The organism is Paraburkholderia ultramafica, assembly GCF_902859915.1.
GTDB lineage: Bacteria > Pseudomonadota > Gammaproteobacteria > Burkholderiales > Burkholderiaceae > Paraburkholderia > Paraburkholderia ultramafica.
Map to the genome: position 1 here is coordinate 291,333 of NZ_CADIKK010000001.1, position 17,702 is coordinate 309,034.

Here is a 17,702-nt window from a genome sequence, read left to right on the forward strand (position 1 = left end):
GCTCACAATGCAATCCATTGAAACAGTCACGGAAGCGCGCGCCAGCGGGCGCGCATTCTCCGACAACGCGGCGCTGATGCTGCGCGCGGTCGGCATCGGCAAGACCTTCACGCTGCATGGCCAGGGAGGCGTGCGGATCGAAGCGCTCGCGGGCGTGTCGCTCGAAGTCGAGCGCGGCGAGTGCGTGGTGCTGGTCGGGCCGTCGGGCGCGGGCAAGAGCACGCTGCTGCGGTGTCTGTACGGCAACTATCTCGCGAGCACTGGCTCGATCGAGATGCGCGATACCGCGGATCACGGCCAGCCGGTGTCGATCACCGGCGCCGAACCGCATGACGTGTTGCGTCTGCGCCGCGGCGTGGTCGGCTACGTGAGCCAGTTTCTGCACGTGATTCCGCGCGTGCCGACGCTCACACTCGTCGCCGAACCGCTGCTGTCGCGCGGGGTGGCCGAAGACGAAGCCCGCACACGCGCCGCCGCGCTGCTCGCAAGATTGAACGTGCCGGAGCGGCTGTGGACGCTGGCGCCCGCCACCTTCTCGGGCGGCGAGCAGCAGCGCGTGAACATCGCGCGCGGCTTGATCGCCGGGCATCCGCTGCTGCTGCTCGACGAACCCACGGCCTCGCTCGACGCGGAGAATCGCGACGTGGTCGCCGATCTGATCGTCGAAGCGCGCGAGCGCGGCGCGGCGATCGTCGGCATCTTTCACGACGAAGAGACGCGCAACAAGGTCGCGACGCGCCGTCTGGAATTGCAGCCGCCGCGGCGTCACTGATCGATTGACATGAAACGTCACTAGAATGAACCAGCGAAGCGCTGGCACCAGACTAAACCACACATGGCAACAACACCCAAGCCTGACAGAAACGGAGCACGTCGATGTTGATCAGGAACGCTCGCATCGTGACGCGAGACGAAGTATTCACCGGCGTGGTACGCGCCGAAGACGGCGTGATTCGCGACGTCGCGCGCGGCACGACCACGGCGCGCGAAGCGCAGGATTGGGACGGCGACTATCTGCTGCCCGGTCTGATCGAACTGCACACGGACAATCTCGAGAAGCACCTCGCGCCGCGTCCGGGCGTGCAATGGAATACCGATGCCGCGTTCGTGATCCACGACGCCCAGGTGGCGGCCGCGGGCATCACCACCGTGTTCGACGCGCTCGCGATCGGCTCACGCTCGAACGTCGGACTGCGTGGCCGCGATCTGCAAACGCAATGCGCCGAATCCCTGATGCGCTTTTCCGCGCGCAAGCTGCTGCGCGCCGAACACTTTCTGCATCTGCGCTGCGAGATCGCCACCGCCGACGTGGTCGACGTGTTCGACTCGCTGTGCACGCATCCGCTGTTGCGGCTCGCGTCGGTGATGGACCATACGCCCGGTCAGCGTCAGTGGCACGACCGCGAGCAATGGCGCCGCTTCCAGGAGCGCAACGGCAAGCTGAGCGACGAACACGTGGCGACCGCGCTGGCCGAACTGTCGGTCGAACAGGAACGTTACGCCGATACGCACCGCCGCGAGATCGTCGCGCGCTGCAACCGGCTCGGCATTCCGGTGGCGAGCCACGACGACACGCTGATCGAGCACGTCGAACAGGCGAAGGCCGAAGGCATCGTGCTCGCCGAATTCCCGACCACCCGCATTGCCGCCGAAACCGCGCGCGAGCACGGCATTTCGACCATCATGGGCGCGCCGAATATCGTGCGCGGCGGCTCGCATTCGGGCAACGTGGCGGCGCTCGAACTGGCGCGAGCCGATCTGCTCGATATTCTCTCGTCGGATTACGTGCCGTCGAGCCTGCTGACCGCCGTGTTCGAACTGGTCGACAAAGCCGGCTGGACGTTGCCGCGCGCGATGGCGACGGTCTCCGCCGAACCGGCGCGCACCGCCGGTCTGCACGACCGCGGCGCGATCGAAACGGGTCTGCGCGCGGACTTCGTGCGCGTGACGATGCTCGACACGCTGCCGGTGCCGCGTGCGACGTATCGCAACGGGACTCGGATCGTTTGATGGGGTTTCGTTGCTCGCCGGACTCGCGTGGCACCGGTCGAATCGCGGTGAGCGCAGCGGCCTCGGCGCATCAGGCCGTCGGCTCGGCCTCACGCCCTTCGGTCGCGCCTTCGCCAGCCCGCGCTCCCGCGAACGCGGCGCGCTCGAGCTCCTCGGCCTGTTCGCGGCGACGCGCTTCGAGCACCTCCTGATAGCTCAGATATGCGCAACGGCCGCCGGATTTCGCCGCGTACATCGCCGCGTCGGCATTGTGCAGCAGTTCCTCGGCCGTGCCGCTATCGTCCGGGAACTGGCTGATGCCGATGCTCGCGCCCACCGTCATGCTATGCCCGTCCATCAGCAGCGTTTCGTTCAACACATCCATGATGCGCGACGCGATGCCGGGCGCGGCCTCCGAGACCCGCGCCCCCGCGATCAACACGATGAACTCGTCGCCGCCCAGGCGCGCCACCACATCCGCGGCACACAGCACCTGCTTCAAGCGGCGCGCCACCGCGACCAGCACCTTGTCGCCGACCGCGTGGCCGAACTGATCGTTGATCTGCTTGAAGCGGTCGAGGTCGACGAACAGCACGGCAAGCCGTTCGTCACGCCGCGCCGCTTCCTCGATCGCGCTTTCGAGCTTCTGCATGAATAGCATGCGGTTGGGCAAGCCGGTCAGCACGTCGTGGGTGGCGAGATGCACGAGCTCGCGCTGCTTGGCATGCAGCGCATCCATTTGCGCCTTGATCTCGCGGCGCAGACGATCGAAGCAGCGCGCCAGGACGCCGATCTCGTCGGTGCGTTTGAGCGGCAGCGTATTCATCGCGTGTTCGGCGAACAGATGGGTTGCCGCGTACGCGAGAAGGTGCAGCGGCTTGGTCAACGCGCGCGCGAACAAAATCGCCAGCAGCACCGCGAGGCCGCTGAAGACCAGCACCATGCGGATGATCCGGTTGCCGAGCAGATTCGCCCCCGACAGCACATCGTCGAGCGGCTTGGCGAGACCCAGCACCATATAGCGATTGCCCTCGGACCCGCCGAACGGTCTGCGCACGAAAGCGAGCACCTGGCCGGCCGCCTGTCGCGGATCGGCGAGGCCGTTCACCAGCACTTCGCTTTGGGTCTGCTCGAACAGCGGCTTCGTCACGGAGAAGCTGTCCTGCATCAGCACACGCCGGCCCCTGTCGAAGCCGAACGTCTTCGACACGTCGGGATGGACCAGGAAGTCGCCCCATTCGTTGGCGAGATAGACCTGATAGTCGCTCGGCAAATCGCTCTGCAAACGCTTGAGCATCCCGGCCAGATCGATGTCGATCACGACGACGCCCACCACCGTTCCATTGGCATCGCCCACCGGCGTGCCGAGCCGCAGCGTCGGCTTGCCTTCGGCGCCATGGGTGCCGTACTCGTGATTGACCAGTATCGGCGACGTGTAAATGCGGCCGGGCGCAAACGCCAGCGTCTCGAACACATAGGCGAACTGGCCTTTTTCCTGCAGCTTTTGCCCTTCGACGCGCACGAGGCCGTCCACGTCACGATCGAAACGGATCAGTTCGAGCCCATAGTGCTGACGGGTGATCAACCGGATCTGGAGGTATTCGGGGTGATGCACCATGAAGCTCGAATACACCTGCGCCAGCCATTCGCGCGCCGGGTTCGCGCCATGACCGTCGTCGGTCTGCGCGACGCTTGCCGAAAATGGCATGGTCGCGAGCACCAGCGCATCGGCGCCGACATCGTCGATCGAAGCGGCAAAGCGCTGTCCCAGCAATTCCGTCGACGTCAGCAGGCTGTGCCCGGCTTGGTTGACCAGCATCGTGCGGTTGGCGCGATATGCGTAATAGCCGGTCGCGCCGGACGCGAGCACGCCGATGCACGCAAGCAGCACCGATAACTTGAAGGTCAAGCCGGGCCGTATCATCAAAACCGCTCCGACCGGTCTCCGGACACGATTCGGGCCCACAACTCCTCGCGCCGTTGAGTGTCTTCCACCGGGCCGATCCAGACGATGTGCGCGCCGCCGCGGTTTTCCACCGGCGCCGTCAACGTGTTGGCGAGCCCCTGGCGTTGCGTCAGCAATGCGCTCACGCCCGGCTCGAGCATGTAGTTGATCCACGCGAGCGCGAGCGGCCGGTCGGTCGCCGCACGCGTCATCGACCAGCAATCGAGCCACGCGAGCACGCCTTCGTCGGGGATCACGTAGCCGACGTCCGCGCCCGCGCGGCGCAGCAATTCGACCTGCTGGGTGCCGTAGTTGCCGAACATCAACGCCACCTTGTGCTGGATGAAGAACGCGGTCGCCTCCTCGGGCAACGTGTAATAGGTCAGCAGGTTGCGGCGCAGCTCGACGAGCTTGTGGGCGATCGCGCGCATTTGCGCGGCGTCGAGGTCAAACGGATGGGGATAGCCGAGCGCCAGCGCCGTGAACGAAAAGTTGTGCTGCGCGCTATTGAAGTCGAGCACCTTGCCGCGGTACTGGGGGTTCCACAACTCGCGCATCGAGCGCGGCGCGACCGGAATCTGCTTGCGATCGTAGATGAGCCCCATCGACGAATACGTGAACGGAATCGCGTACACCTTGCCCGCCGAGGTCAACCCTTCGATGGCGTCCAGTGCCTGAAAACGCGGCAACTGCTTTTTCGTGTTCGGCAGGCTGGCCAGATCGAGCGGAGCCAGCAGATTCGCCTGCGTATAGCGGCGGATTTCAGCGGTGTTGGCGGCGAGCACGTCGAAAGACTGGGCGTCTTTCGCGTGCATCTGGGCCCAGAGCGCCTCGTCGGAATCGACCAGCGTGACTTCCACCTTCACCTGATAGCGCTGTTCGAACGCCTTCACGACGTCGGCATCCGCATAACCGGGCCAGGCGAGCACGCGCAGGATTTTCTCACCGGCCTCGACCGGCGCCGCCGACCAGAACCCAAAACCGAAAACCACGCCGAGCAGAAGCGTCAAAACCCCGCGGAAAACGCTGTGGTGCAGTAAGTGCGCGCGTGCCGAGGCAGAAACGGCTGCCATTCGCCGCTGAAAGGACTGTTTAGAACAGCGCATTTCATCCGCCATTAACATCATGTGCATATACAACACCGTTTTGCAGAAGGCCGTTGGACGAGCGCAAACGCGCGGCATTTTATCCGCGAACGTGCTGCTCGGTGACTTTCTCCAGACAGATACGCCCTTCACGCCGCTATCAATCGCGAACGCGAGGAGCACCGATGATAGCGCTAAACTAATATTTTTTTGTCCCCTGAACTGACCGGTATCAAAAAAACAGTTGGTCAGAGCTAATCCAGCCAATCCGCTCCACCCACATTTAACGGCAGTTTATGCGTAATCTTTAACTGGCCGCGTATCGATTTAAACGAGCGATAGCGGTAAGACCTGGTAATGAAGCGCGCTAAATAGCGCGGCTCGAAATTCACACTGGCATCGCAACGGATAATACAGCTCAGCCAACCAGGCGCCGCCGATGCCGATAACGATGACTTGCCCAACCCGCCGCCGGTGGTTGACGCCGGAGCGCGCTGTGACGGCTGTGCGAGGCAATTAGCCAACTTTATTACTGCATGATTACGCAGCAAGCCGTAGTAAATTGTCGCAAATCGCTGCACGCGGCGCGCCAGGCGGCGCCGCAATACCCATCGCCGCCGCGCCTGATCCCCACGACATTCGCGCATTAGAAGCTATCTTCTCGCGCCATCCGGTGTTTCACTAGCTACCCAATCTTTTTGAACTGATAAGCTTGGCGCGCGCTGCTGGCCGCCCCGGCCCGCAGCTTGAACCGAAGCCCGGTCGCGAGTCGCGCCGGGTGTCTCGCGGCGGCACAACCGCACGCGGGAGTATTTGAACCACACCGAGGAGTTAAACAGTGAAAAAACTGCTAGCGGCTTTGACGGTTGCTCTGCTTGCCACCGTCTCGATTGGCGCACACGCTAAAGATTGGTCGACGATCCGTTTTGGCGTTGATGCCAGCTACCCCCCGTTTGAGTCGAAGGGCTCGGACGGCAAGCTCGTTGGCTTCGACATCGACCTCGGCAATGAAATCTGCAAGCGCCTGGATGCCAAGTGCGTGTGGGTCGAGAACGACTTCGACGGCATGATTCCGGCCCTGAAGGCGAAGAAGTTCGACGGCGTGCTGTCGTCGATGTCGATGACGCCGCAACGCGCCGAACAGGTCGCGTTCTCGTCGAAGCTGTTCAACACGCCGACGCGTCTGGTGGCGAAGAAGGGTTCGGGCATCCTGCCGACCGCCGATTCGCTGAAGGGCAAGTCGATTGGCGTCGAACAGGGCACGATCCAGGAAACCTACGCGAAGACGTACTGGGAACCGAAGGGCGCGAAGGTCGTGCCGTATCAGAACCAGGACCAGGTCTATGCCGACCTGTTGTCGGGCCGTTTGGACGCAGCACTGCAAGACGCGGTGCAAGCTGAGATCGGCTTCCTGAAAACGCCGCGCGGCGCGGGCTTCGAGTTCGTCGGCAAGGACCTCGTCGATCCGAAGATCCTCGGCAACGGCGCGGGCATCGGCATGCGCAAGGAAGACGCCGATCTGAAGGTGAAGGTCGACAAGGCGATCGCCGACATCATCAAGGACGGTACGTACAAGAAGCTCGAGAAGAAGTACTTCGACTTCGACGTGTACGGCGGCTAAGCCCGCCACGCGCGTTTGACGACGCGCTTGCCGGCTTGCAGGAACGGGCTCCGCATAGCGGGGCCCGTTTCGTTTGCGACGCCGCATAAAACCACATCGCGCGTCATATCGGCTAAGATCGTGCGATCGCGGCGCGGCGAACCGCCCCGCCCCAGCCTGACCACGCAGCACTCGAAGCACCCCCAGAGAAGCACGCTTTCCTACTGTAATCAACGACATAGCGCGGCACGCCCGCCTGGGCCGCGGATCCGAAAACCATGCAAACCCAAACCCATCCACTGATCGCCCCGGCGCTCGGCACCGCCCGCAACCTGACGAGTTTCCACTACGGTCCTGGCGGCGGGCAGAAGATTTATATCCAGTCGTCGCTGCACGCCGACGAGTTGCCCGGCATGCTGGTGTCGTGGGAACTGCGCCGCAAGCTGGCCGCGCTGGAAGACGCCGGCAAGCTGCGCGGCGAAGTCGTGATCGTGCCGGTGGCCAATCCTATCGGCCTGAACCAGCACTTTCTCGGCCATCTGACGGGACGCTTCGAAGCCAACACCGCGCAGAACTTCAACCGCAATTTCCATGACCTGTCGGCGCTGGTGCAGCCGCTCATCGAGGCGCGCCTGACCGGCGACATCGACGCGAACCGCACGGCGATCCGCGCGGCGATGCGTGAGGCGCTCGACGCGCAACAGCCGGCAACCGAACTCGACTCGCAACGTCTGGCGCTGCAAAAGCTCTCGTACGACGCCGACGTCGTGCTCGATCTGCATTGCGACTGGGAAGCCGCGATGCACCTGTACACGAACCCGGACCTGTGGCCGGAAGTCGAGCCGCTCGCGCGCTATCTCGACGCCAAGGCATCGCTGCTCGCGCTCAACTCGGTGGGCAACCCGTTCGACGAGATCCACAGCTTCTGCTGGTCGGATCTGCGCGGCCGTTTCGGCGAGCGCTTCCCGATTCCGAACGGCTCGATCTCGGTCACGGTCGAACTGCGCGGCCAGCGCGAAGTGTCGTACGAGTACGCCGAGCGCGACGCACAGGCGATCATCGAATACCTGACCACGCGCGGCGTGATCGACGGCACGGCCGCCCCGCTGCCACCGCTCGAATTCGCCGCCACGCCGCTCGCCGGCGCGGAGCCGCTCGTCGCGCCGATCAGCGGCGTGCTGGTGTATCGATGCGAGGTCGGCGCGTGGGTGGAGGTCGGCCGGGAGATCGCGGATATCGTCGACCCGTTGACGGACCGCGTCGTCACGCTGAAGAGCAGCGTGGCCGGCGTGCTGTACGCGCGGCATTCGACGCGCTTTGCGACGGCCGGGCTGGAGTTCGCGCGGATTGCCGGCGCAAAGGCGTTCCGGAGCGGTTCGTTGTTGAGCAATTGACGCGCGGCTGCCCGCAACAGCCTCTGAAGCCTTGAGCAGCAAAACAGATCGCCCGCTGAAATAGCGGGCGATCTGCGTTTACGCGTCGGCTGCCGTAACTGGACAACTCAGGGCCGCATGGCCCGCATGCTCAAGCCCGTTCATCAACCCCCACTCGAAACGCCGGAATAGATTCTGAATGAGTGTCCGGCGCTGCATGCGGTTCCCCGTAAGCGATTGAATTGAATTGATAAAGGCTGGACGAACGGGCATCGTCGCACGCCGTCGCGACGCCTAAAACCAATCGTTTTTCACACGCTTATCTCCGCGCTTCGCGGCAAAGCTTATACATGCACCGCCTTGTGCGATTTCAACTTGCGAAGCCACCCGGCTGTCGCGCCAACACGACAGATTTAAAAAAATAAGTTTGCTGTCACATACCTTACTCTGCATTCCCTTAAATTTCGGCCCATCGCGCGACCGGACCAAAGAGCCCGGCGTCGCGATCGCTTATTTTTTTAATCGGAGAAAGTCTTGAACAAGAAAGTATTGACCGCCGCTACTCTCGCCGTCTTCGCCACCGCCGCACACGCTCAAAGCAGCGTCACGCTGTACGGCCTGATCGATGCCGGTATCAGCTACGTGAACAACTCGAAGACGTCCACCGGACACGACCACCTCTTCAAGTACGACGACGGCGTGGCGCAAGGCAGCCGTTGGGGCCTGCGCGGCACGGAAGACCTGGGTGGCGGCCTGAAGGCGCTGTTCGTGTTGGAAAACGGCTTTAACAGCGGCAACGGCACGCTCGGCCAGGGCGGCGCGATGTTCGGCCGTCAGGCATTCGTCGGTCTGTCGCAGAACAACGTTGGCTCGCTGACGTTCGGTCGCCAGTATTCGTTTTCGACCGACTACCTGGGCAGCAACTACTCGACCGGCGGCCTGACCGTCGCGGGTAACTACGCTTATCACATCAACGACGTCGACCAGTTGACGTCGAGCCGTATCAACAACTCGGTCAAGTTCAGCAGCGCGAACTTCTCGGGCCTGACGTTCGGCGCGATGTACGGCTTCTCGAACCAGGCTGGCGCATTCGCCGGCGCACCGACCGTCGGCACGACCACGGGTTCGTCGCGCGCTTACAGCTTCGGCCTGAACTACGCGAACGGTCCGTTCGGCATCGGCGCGGCGTACACGGACATCCACTACCCGAGCCTGGCAACGCCGGCATTCTCGACGGCCTTGGCCAACGTGCAGCCGGGCGGCACGGCGGCGAACGTGCGCGATCTGCGCACCTTCGGCGTCGGCGGCCGTTACTCGATCGCCGCAGCGACGCTGTGGGCGTTGTACACGAACACGCGCTTCCAATCGATCACGGGCAGCTCGACGACGACGTTCGCCGCGTACGAAGCAGGCGCGAAGTACGCGTTCACGCCGGCAATTACGGCAGGCCTGGGCTACACGTACATGCACCTGAGCAACGCGAACACGGGTCACTGGAACCAGGTGAACCTGAGCGCCGACTACGCGCTCAGCAAGCGCACGGACGTGTACGCACTGGGTATCTACCAGATCGCGTCGGGCCGCAACGGCACGCAGGATCTGCAAGCGCAGATCGGTTCGAGCACGAGCTACTTCAACACGTCGGGCGTGGGCGCGGACAACCAACTGGCATTCCGCGTCGGTATGCGTCACAAGTTCTAAGCGGGTCTTTGACGGCGAGAAGCGCGCGCTTCTTGCCGTTCCGAGGTTCTGGAAAACGCCCTGCGGGGCGTTTTTCTTTTGGCGCACGTGATCATGAACAGAGCGGGTTGGCCAACACCGCAACTCAACACGTGCCCGTGAATAAGGTGAGATGCTCCGAGTGGTCTCGCGTGAGCGCCATTCACACCGCACTCAATCCAGAAGCGCTGGATTGTCGATCGCCCCCGTCAGCAATTCAATCAACGCCTGCACTGCACGCGGCAGCGTGCGGCCTGCCATCGTCTGAATCTGCAGCGTGCGCTGGTGTAGTTCAGGATGACTGATCGGCACCACGACGAGCCCATCCACTTCAAGCCGGCTACGCACGGTCAGGAATCCCGTCACCGTGACGGCATCGGTGTGCAGCACGAAGCTTTGCAGCGCCGCGTGATAGTTGCTGACGAACACCGGATCGAATACCAGTCCTTCGAGGCTGCACGAGATGTCGAATAGTTGGCGGATCGTCACGCCCTGGTTGTCGATCGCGAGCGGCCACGGCAGCAGGTCCGCGAGCGAGACGGACTCGCGCGCCGCAAGCGGATGAGCGCGCCGGACAAGCGCGAAGATCGGCGCACGCTGCGAGTGCACCACATTGATGTCCGGCTCCGGCGCAAGGCTGAAACACACCGCGATATCGGCGGTGCCGTCGCGCACGCGCTGCGTCGCCACCGACGGCGCCGACACGTCGAGCTGAAAATGCGTAGCCGGGTGTGTCTTCAGAAAGCGCGCAAAAACCTGCGGTAGAAAATGCGGCGCCACGCCTTCCGAACTCGCCACGCGAATCGTCGCGCGGCCGCCGTTGCTAAGCCCGCGAATTTCCTCGGTGACGCGCTCCGCGTCCAGCAGGCAGCGCCGCGCATGCTCGGCGAGCAAACGCCCGGCATCGCTCAACACCATCCCGCGCGGCCGCCGCTCGAAAAGCGCCGCGCCAACCTCCTCCTCCAGCTTTGCAATCTGCCTGCTCAGCGCCGACACGGCGACGTACAGCCGCCCCGACGCCTTGCTCAGCGAACCGCTGCGCGCCACTTCGAGAAAGTAGCGCAGCGCGGTGTTGTCCATCTGGTTCATGGCTATTCCGCTTTGCCGTTTCGGCAACGATGTCTGCCAAATATTGTAATTGTCCACAAATATCGTCCACGGCAGGATCGCGACATCGTTTCGAATCCAGCGCTCGCGTCCGCAGCGCGCCCCACCGGAGAACCACCTTGACTCGTGACTCGGCTATTCAACATGCGACCGATCAGTACGATTCCGGCCGATTTCTCGAAGACCTCCAGCGCCGCGTCGCTTTCCGCACGGAGAGCCAGGAAGCCGACAGCGGCGCGCGGCTGCGCGCCTATCTGGACGAAGAAATCACGCCGACGCTGACGGCCTGGGGCTTCACCTGCCGTATCGTCGAGAATCCCGTGGCGGGTGCGGGGCCGTTCCTGATCGCCCACCGGCATGAGGACGACGCGCTGCCGACCGTGCTCTCGTACGGCCACGGCGACGTGGTGCGCGGCTACGACGCGCAGTGGCGCGAGGGCCTCGCGCCGTGGCGCGTCACCGTCGATGGCGAGCGCTGGTACGGCCGCGGCACGGCGGACAACAAAGGCCAGCACAGCATCAACCTGGCCGCGCTGAAAGCGGTGCTCGACGCGCGCGGTGGCCGGCTCGGCTTCAACCTGAAGCTGCTGTTCGAAACCGGCGAGGAAGTGGGCTCGCCCGGACTGCATGAGCTGTGCGCGCAATTGCGCGACGAACTCGCCGCCGATGTGCTGATCGCCTCCGACGGCCCGCGTCTGGGCGCGCAACATCCCACCGTGTTTCTCGGCTCGCGCGGCCTGGTGAATTTCCGGCTGGACCTGAAGCCGCGCGACGGCGGTCATCATTCCGGCAATTGGGGTGGCTTGCTGCGCAACCCGGGCGTGGTGCTCGCCAACGCCATCGCGTCGATGGTCGACGCCAATGGCCGCGTGATGATCGAAGGCTTGCGCCCGCCCGCCATGCCCGATGCGGTGCGCCGGGCGCTGGCCGGTCTCGCGGTCGGCGGCAATCCGGGCGAGCCGGAAGTGAATGCGGACTACGGCGAACCCGGCCTCACGCCGGCCGAGCGCGTGTTCGGCTGGAACAGTCTCGAAGTGCTCGCGTTTCGCACCGGCAATCCGGAGAAGCCGGTCAACGCGATTCCACCGCACGCCTTCGCGCACATGCAGATCCGCTTCGTGGTCGGCACCGACTGGCTCAACCTCGAACAGATCGTGCGCCGCCATCTCGACGAACATGGTTTCGGCATGGTCGGGATCGACGTCGAACGCGGTGTGCCCGCGACCCGCGTCGATCCCGACGATCCGTGGGTGCAGTGGGCGTTGCGCTCGCTGCGGCAGACCACCGGCGTTCAGCCCGTGCTGCTGCCGAACCTGGGCGGCACCTTGCCCAACGACGTGTTCGCCGACGTGCTCGGCATGCCGACGCTGTGGGTGCCGCACTCGTACCCCGGTTGCTCGCAGCACGCGCCGGACGAGCATCTGCTCGGTCCGGTGGTGCGCGAGGGACTGCGCATCATGTCAGGCCTCTTCTGGGACCTCGGCGTGCAGGATGCCGACGCCCCCAATAGCGCAGCAGCCCTTCCCACGCAACGCCGTCCAAGGATCCCGTCATGAGCATTGATTCCGCCACCGCGGTCGGCACGATCGCCAAACCCGCGTCGCAGTCGGGCGTATCGCGTCTGATTCTCGCGACGTCGATCGGCAATGCGCTCGAGTTCTACGACCTGATCGTGTACGGCTACTTCGCCACCACGTTGTCGCGGACCTTCTTTCCGGTCCACGACAAAACCATGTCGCTGCTGCTCACGCTCGGCACGTTCGCGCTGTCGTATCTGGCGCGGCCGATCGGCGCGCTGGTGCTCGGCTCGTTCAGCGACCGCAAGGGCCGCAAGGCGTCGCTCACGCTCTCCATTGCGTTGATGACGCTCGGCACCGGCATGGTCGCGCTGATGCCGTCGTATGCCACGATCGGCCTCCTCGCGCCGATCGGCATCTTCGCTTCGCGGCTGTTGCAGGGCTTTTCGGCCGGCGGCGAATTCGGCAGCTCGACGGCGTTTCTGATCGAGCACGCGCCGGCCCGCAAAGGCTTCATGGCAAGCTGGCAGTTCTCGAGCCAGGGTGCGAGCACGTTGATCGCGTCCGCGTTCGGCGCGGTGCTGACCGGCCTGCTGACCCAGTCGCAACTCGACGGCTGGGGCTGGCGCATTCCTTTTCTGTTCGGCATGCTGATCGGCCCGGTCGGCCTCTACATTCGCCGCCGTATCGACGAAACGCCGGAGTTCGAGCGCGCGGAGAAATCCGCATCACCGGTGCGGGAGTTGCTGGCCACGCAGAAGGAGCGCGTGCTCGTGTCGATCGGCTCGCTCGTGCTCACGACCACGGCCAACTACATGCTGCTGTACATGCCGACGTACGCGGCGCGGCAACTCGGTCTGGCGCCGTCGTCCGGCTTCATCGCGACGCTGCTGGCCGGTTTCGTCATGATGGTGCTGACGCCGATCGTCGGCCACTGGTCCGACAAGGTGGGCCGCGTCCGCATCATGCTGGGCGCCGGCGTGCTGTTCTTTGTGACGGTCTATCCGGCGTTCATGTTCATGAACGCGCACCCGTCGCTGGCGACGCTGCTGGCCGCGGTCGTATGGATCGCTGTATTGAAGGCCACCTACTTCGCGCCGATTCCCGCGTTGATGTCCGAACTCTTTCCGACCCGCACGCGCACGACCGGCATGGCGTTCGGCTATAACATCGGCACCACCGTTTTCGGCGGCTTCACGCCGCTCGCCGTGGCTGCGCTGATCGCGGCAACCGGCAACAATCTCGCGCCCGGCCTCTACCTGATGCTTGCGGCCGTCATCAGCCTTTTCACTATCATATGGGCCCGTGTGCGCCTGAATGCGCGCTAGAGCAACTGGCTTTGTTAAACCGACAGGACTTTATCTATGCAAGACGATTTGCAACAGGCAGTGCAGTTTGCCGTGGATCATGAATCGCTTTGGGACCGCCATGTCGATGGCGCGTGGGGCGTGCATGTGAACGACCCGCCGCCGTGGAACCGGCTGCTCGGCCCGGTCCATGATCGCGGCCCGGTGTCCGGCACGATCGCGCTCGACGGCCGCGTGCTGACCGCCTGGGGCGAACCCGATCGCGCCGATCTGACCTTCAGCGTCGCGAAGATGTACCTCGCGTTGCTCGCCGGCGTCGCGCACGATCGCGGATTGTTGCCGGACGTCGACGAGCCGGTGCGCGTGCGGGTGCCCGGCATCGGCTTCGACGACGAACACAATGCCGCCGTGACCTGGGCGCAACTGCTGCAACAGACAAGCGAATGGCAAGGCACGTGCTTCGGCTTGTCCGAGCAGGCGGATCATTATCGGGCCGTCAACTTCGCCGCGCCGCCGGACGGCAAGAAGGGCGACCGGCGTCCGCTGCAACGTCCCGGCACGTACTGGGAATACAACGACGTGCGGATCAACCAGCTTTCTCTGGCGCTGCTTTATCTGTTCCGGCAGCCGTTGCCCGAGGTGTTCCGCGAGGCGATCATGCGCCCGGCCGGTGCGAGCGAAAACTGGCAATGGGTCGGCTACGATCATGCGTGGGTCGAGATCGACGGGCGGCGCATGCAGTCCGTTCCGGGTGGCACGCACTGGGGCGGCGGGATGTCGGTCAGCGCGAACGATCAGCTCAAGGTCGCACAGATGCTGCTGAACGACGGCGTGGTGAACGGACGGCGGATTCTGTCCCGCGAGTGGATCGCGCGGATGCGTACGCCGTGCGCGATCGCGCCGTTCTACGGCTATCTGGTGTGGCTCAATACCGACCGCAAGATTTTCCCGAGTGTGCCGGCGTCGAGTTATTTCGGCGTCGGCGCGGGCAGCTCGTTTACGTGGATCGAGCCCGAGCGCCGGATGACGGTGATCGTTCGCTGGTTGAATCCGGTCGCCGCCGACGAGTTCTTTGGGCTGGTTCTCAACGCGGTCGACGCGACCTGTATCGGGTAATGCGCTGAGTCCGTGAGCAAAGGCTAGCGCTAGCGTGTGAGGGTCTAGCGACTCCTTGACCACCGCGCGGCCAATGGCAACCCGCTGGCGCTGACCACCCGACAGTTGCGCGGGGCGACGCTTGAGCAGCGCATCGAGTTCGAGCATGCGGGCGGCATCGGTGATGCGCCGTTCGATCTCGCTCGCGACGACACCCGTGTTGCGCAATCCGAACGCCATGTTGTCGTAGACCGTCATGTGCGATAGAGCGCGTAGTGCTGGAACACCATCGCGACGTCGCGCCGCGCTGGCGGCAGATGGGTGACCTCGCGGCCGCCGATGCTGATCTGCCCTTCACCGACGCCTTCGAGTCCGGCAATCATCCGCAGCAGCGTCGACTTACCACAACCGGACGGCCCTAAAAAGACGAGGAATTCACCTTCGTGGATATGCAGATCGAGACCCGTGATCACTTCCGTCTCGCCATACCGCTTTGTCACGCCCTTGAGCTGAATGCCCGTCACCGCGCCTCCTCGGCTTATGTCCCGGAACTGCTGTCTCTGTCTGCTTTGATATTATGAAAATATAAAAAAATAATAATGTCGCTTCGTTCGAGCCGTCCAATCCCTGTTTCGATATTGAAGTATTCGGATTCCGGTATCGGCGTATGCGTATTGGATTAAGCCGGCGACGCCGTATTCACGTTTAAATCGCGCGCCGGTATTGGCTAAATGAATTGGAAAAATCCGTTAAGAATTTTCGAGCCCGCTCGCTTGAATAAGCGACTGAGAGGCGGGCTTTTTGTCTTTCGATTCGTTACGACGCGCGAGGCGCGGCGGCGTGCCCTCTACCGTCGGCTTGCGTGTCCGTTTGCGCCGGACAGCATCGCGCGCGAAAGAGCGAGCGCATCGCGATCGTTCTGTCGGTGCGCGTTCTGTGCGTGGTGCGTTCGGTGCTTGTGAAACTCAGTGATCCTGATCGATCCGCGAGTAACCGCCGCCTGGCGGTTACTCGCCCAACTCATATCGACAGCGTCAGCAAGTCAGTGAGAATGGCGCGGCACAGCGGCGCCGCGGCAACCGACGAGGAAGTCGAGGTCGCAGCCTTGATCGGCCTGAAGCACGTGATCGACGTACAGGCGCTGGTAGCCGCCGCCATCCGGTGGCTGCGGCGGCACGTGTTGCGCCATCCGGCGTTCCAGTTCGGCGTCGGTGATGTCCAGATGCAGCGTGCCGGCGTCGCAATCGAGTTCGATCCAGTCGCCGTCCTGCACGGCAGCCAGCGGGCCGCCTGCCGCGGCTTCCGGCGTCACGTGCAGCACCACGGTGCCGTAGGCGGTGCCGCTCATCCGCGCGTCCGAAATCCGCACCATGTCCTTCACGCCCTGACGCAGCAGCTTGGGCGGCAGTCCCATGTTGCCGACTTCAGCCATGCCCGGATAACCCTTCGGGCCGCAGTTCTTCATCACCAGTACGGAGTCGGCGTCGACGTCGAGCGCCTCGTCGACGATGCGCGCCTTGTAGTGCTCGAGGTTTTCGAACACCACCGCGCGTCCGCGATGCTTCAGCAGTTCGGGCGTGGCCGCTGACGGCTTGAGCACCGCGCCGCGCGGCGCGAGATTGCCGCGCAGCACGCGGATGCCGCCATCGGCGACGAGCGGATTGTCGAGCTGCCGGATGACTTCGTCGTTGGTGTCGGGCGCCTCCTTCACGTTGTCCCGCAGCGACTTGCCGTTGACGGTCAACGCGCCCGGATGCGGCAGCAGGTCGGCTTCACCGAGCCGGCGCAGCACCGCCGGCAAACCGCCCGCGTAATAGAACTCTTCCATCAGGAAGCGGCCCGACGGCATCAGGTCGACGATCGTCGGCGTGTCTCGTCCGATGCGCACCCAGTCGTCAAGCTCGAGCTCGACGCCGATGCGGCCGGCGATCGCCTTCAGATGGATCACCGCGTTGGTCGAGCCGCCGATCGCGGCGTTGACGCGAATGGCGTTCATGAAAGCCTCGCGCGTCAGGATCTTCGACAGCTTGAGGTCTTCGTGGGCCATCTCGACGATACGGATTCCTGACATATGCGCGAGTACATAGCGGCGCGAATCGACCGCCGGGATCGCCGCGTTGTGCGGCAACGACGTACCGAGCGCTTCGGCCATGCACGCCATCGTCGATGCGGTACCCATCGTGTTGCAGGTGCCCGCCGAGCGCGACATGCCCGCCTCGGCCGACAGGAACTGATGCAGGTTGATCTCGCCCGCCTTCAACGATTCGTGCAGTTGCCACACCGCGGTGCCCGAGCCGATGTTCTTGCCGTCCAGTTTGCCGTTCAGCATCGGGCCGCCGGTGACGACGATCGCCGGCACATCGCAGCTCGCCGCGCCCATCAGCAACGCGGGGGTCGTCTTGTCGCAACCGGTGAGGAGCACGACCGCGTCGATCGGATTGCCGCGGATCGCCTCTTCGACATCCATCGCCGCGAGATTGCGCGTGAGCATCGCGGTCGGACGCAGATTCGATTCGCCGTTCGAAAATACGGGAAACTCGACCGGGAAACCGCCGGCTTCGTAGACGCCGCGTTTCACATGCTCGGCGAGCTTGCGAAAGTGCGCGTTGCACGGCGTGAGTTCCGACCAGGTGTTGCAGATTCCGATGATGGGGCGACCGTCGAACTCGTGATCGGGGATGCCCTGGTTTTTCATCCAGCTTCTATACATGAAGCCGTTCTTGTCGGCTGTGCCGAACCATTCAGCCGAACGCAATTTCCGCTTATTTTCCGACATGCCTATTTCCTTGATGCACGTGCCGGGACACAGCACCGGCCAGTTTGACCGAACCGGCGCGACGCGACCGGCGATACGACGATTAAGCGGATGGCGACAGCGTGTTTCGCACTGTCGCTGGCATCGCCAAGCTTTGAAATGCGGATCACGGAAAGCTGTTGCTCAATTTATGCGACTGCTGAAGTGTAC

General features: G+C 63.8%; 12 protein-coding genes and 1 pseudogene. 8 read left to right on the top strand and 5 right to left on the bottom strand.

Going from position 1 to position 17,702, the window contains the following annotated elements:
• Positions 1-7: 7 nt before the first annotated feature.
• Both phnL and HV744_RS01405 read left to right on the top strand, forming a co-directional pair.
• The gene (phnL, locus tag HV744_RS01400) at positions 8-772 is read left to right on the top strand and encodes a phosphonate C-P lyase system protein PhnL (RefSeq protein WP_175147772.1); all 765 of its coding nucleotides are present in this window, start codon (positions 8-10) and stop codon (positions 770-772) included.
• A 104-nt stretch (positions 773-876) separates the two neighbouring features.
• Positions 877-2,010 carry an alpha-D-ribose 1-methylphosphonate 5-triphosphate diphosphatase gene (locus HV744_RS01405; RefSeq protein ID WP_175147773.1) on the top strand — a complete coding sequence of 378 codons (1,134 nt, stop codon included), beginning with the start codon at positions 877-879 and terminating at the stop codon, positions 2,008-2,010.
• 70 nt (positions 2,011-2,080) lie between these two features.
• On the opposite strand, the gene HV744_RS01410 is transcribed toward HV744_RS01405, so the two are convergent.
• Together HV744_RS01410 and HV744_RS01415 are read right to left on the bottom strand one after the other, a co-directional pair.
• Entirely contained in the window at positions 2,081-3,913 is a 1,833-nt protein-coding gene (locus HV744_RS01410) for a diguanylate cyclase domain-containing protein (protein ID WP_175147892.1), read from the bottom strand.
• The gene (locus tag HV744_RS01415) at positions 3,913-5,040 is read right to left on the bottom strand and encodes an extracellular solute-binding protein (protein ID WP_425497659.1); all 1,128 of its coding nucleotides are present in this window, start codon (positions 5,038-5,040) and stop codon (positions 3,913-3,915) included. The genes HV744_RS01410 and HV744_RS01415 overlap by 1 nt, the downstream gene beginning before the upstream one ends.
• Before the next feature lie 817 nt (positions 5,041-5,857).
• Between HV744_RS01415 and HV744_RS01420 the strand changes: the two genes are divergently transcribed.
• From HV744_RS01420 to HV744_RS01430, 3 genes are all read left to right on the top strand, one after another.
• The gene (locus tag HV744_RS01420; RefSeq protein WP_175147775.1) at positions 5,858-6,640 is read left to right on the top strand and encodes an ABC transporter substrate-binding protein; all 783 of its coding nucleotides are present in this window, start codon (positions 5,858-5,860) and stop codon (positions 6,638-6,640) included.
• A 257-nt stretch (positions 6,641-6,897) separates the two neighbouring features.
• Positions 6,898-8,013: a succinylglutamate desuccinylase/aspartoacylase family protein gene (locus HV744_RS01425; RefSeq protein WP_175147776.1), complete on the top strand. Its 1,116-nt coding sequence runs from the start codon at positions 6,898-6,900 to the stop codon at positions 8,011-8,013.
• A 513-nt stretch (positions 8,014-8,526) separates the two neighbouring features.
• Entirely contained in the window at positions 8,527-9,693 is a 1,167-nt protein-coding gene (locus HV744_RS01430) for a porin (RefSeq protein ID WP_175147777.1), read from the top strand.
• A 192-nt stretch (positions 9,694-9,885) separates the two neighbouring features.
• Here HV744_RS01430 and HV744_RS01435 read toward each other — a convergent pair whose 3' ends face one another.
• On the bottom strand, positions 9,886-10,791 hold the full coding sequence (locus tag HV744_RS01435) for a LysR family transcriptional regulator (RefSeq protein ID WP_175147893.1): 906 nt from the start codon (positions 10,789-10,791) through the stop codon (positions 9,886-9,888).
• Positions 10,792-10,937: 146 nt separating this feature from the next.
• On the opposite strand from HV744_RS01435, the gene HV744_RS01440 reads away from it, so the two are divergent.
• The 3 genes from HV744_RS01440 to HV744_RS01450 are packed head-to-tail and all read left to right on the top strand — an operon-like array spanning position 10,938 to position 14,758.
• Entirely contained in the window at positions 10,938-12,374 is a 1,437-nt protein-coding gene (locus HV744_RS01440; RefSeq protein ID WP_175147778.1) for a M20 family metallopeptidase, read from the top strand.
• Positions 12,371-13,663 (top strand): MFS transporter, encoded by a 1,293-nt coding sequence (locus tag HV744_RS01445; protein WP_175147779.1) that lies wholly within the window; start codon positions 12,371-12,373, stop codon positions 13,661-13,663. The genes HV744_RS01440 and HV744_RS01445 overlap by 4 nt, the downstream gene beginning before the upstream one ends.
• A gap of 36 nt (positions 13,664-13,699) precedes the next feature.
• On the top strand, positions 13,700-14,758 hold the full coding sequence (locus HV744_RS01450) for a serine hydrolase domain-containing protein (protein ID WP_175147780.1): 1,059 nt from the start codon (positions 13,700-13,702) through the stop codon (positions 14,756-14,758).
• A 51-nt stretch (positions 14,759-14,809) separates the two neighbouring features.
• Here HV744_RS01450 and HV744_RS01455 read toward each other — a convergent pair.
• Together HV744_RS01455 and HV744_RS01460 are read right to left on the bottom strand one after the other, a co-directional pair.
• Positions 14,810-15,261, bottom strand: a pseudogene (locus HV744_RS01455) (ABC transporter ATP-binding protein); the annotation flags it as partial.
• A gap of 518 nt (positions 15,262-15,779) precedes the next feature.
• Positions 15,780-17,513, bottom strand: a complete 1,734-nt coding sequence (locus tag HV744_RS01460) for an IlvD/Edd family dehydratase (protein ID WP_175147781.1) — start codon at positions 17,511-17,513, stop codon at positions 15,780-15,782.
• Positions 17,514-17,702: the final 189 nt, after the last annotated feature.

What these genes read in the sequence shown, in the direction of transcription:
- HV744_RS01410 (WP_175147892.1), bottom strand. Translation starts at nt 3,913, where the DNA reads ATGATACGGCCCGGCTTGACCTTCAAGTTATCGGTGCTGCTTGCGTGC.
- HV744_RS01445 (WP_175147779.1), top strand. Translation starts at nt 12,371, where the DNA reads ATGAGCATTGATTCCGCCACCGCGGTCGGCACGATCGCCAAACCCGCG.
- HV744_RS01425 (WP_175147776.1), top strand. Translation starts at nt 6,898, where the DNA reads ATGCAAACCCAAACCCATCCACTGATCGCCCCGGCGCTCGGCACCGCC.
- HV744_RS01405 (WP_175147773.1), top strand. Translation starts at nt 877, where the DNA reads ATGTTGATCAGGAACGCTCGCATCGTGACGCGAGACGAAGTATTCACC.
- HV744_RS01450 (WP_175147780.1), top strand. Translation starts at nt 13,700, where the DNA reads ATGCAAGACGATTTGCAACAGGCAGTGCAGTTTGCCGTGGATCATGAA.
- phnL (WP_175147772.1), top strand. Translation starts at nt 8, where the DNA reads ATGCAATCCATTGAAACAGTCACGGAAGCGCGCGCCAGCGGGCGCGCA.
- HV744_RS01415 (WP_425497659.1), bottom strand. Translation starts at nt 5,040, where the DNA reads ATGCGCTGTTCTAAACAGTCCTTTCAGCGGCGAATGGCAGCCGTTTCT.
- HV744_RS01460 (WP_175147781.1), bottom strand. Translation starts at nt 17,513, where the DNA reads ATGTCGGAAAATAAGCGGAAATTGCGTTCGGCTGAATGGTTCGGCACA.
- HV744_RS01435 (WP_175147893.1), bottom strand. Translation starts at nt 10,791, where the DNA reads ATGGACAACACCGCGCTGCGCTACTTTCTCGAAGTGGCGCGCAGCGGT.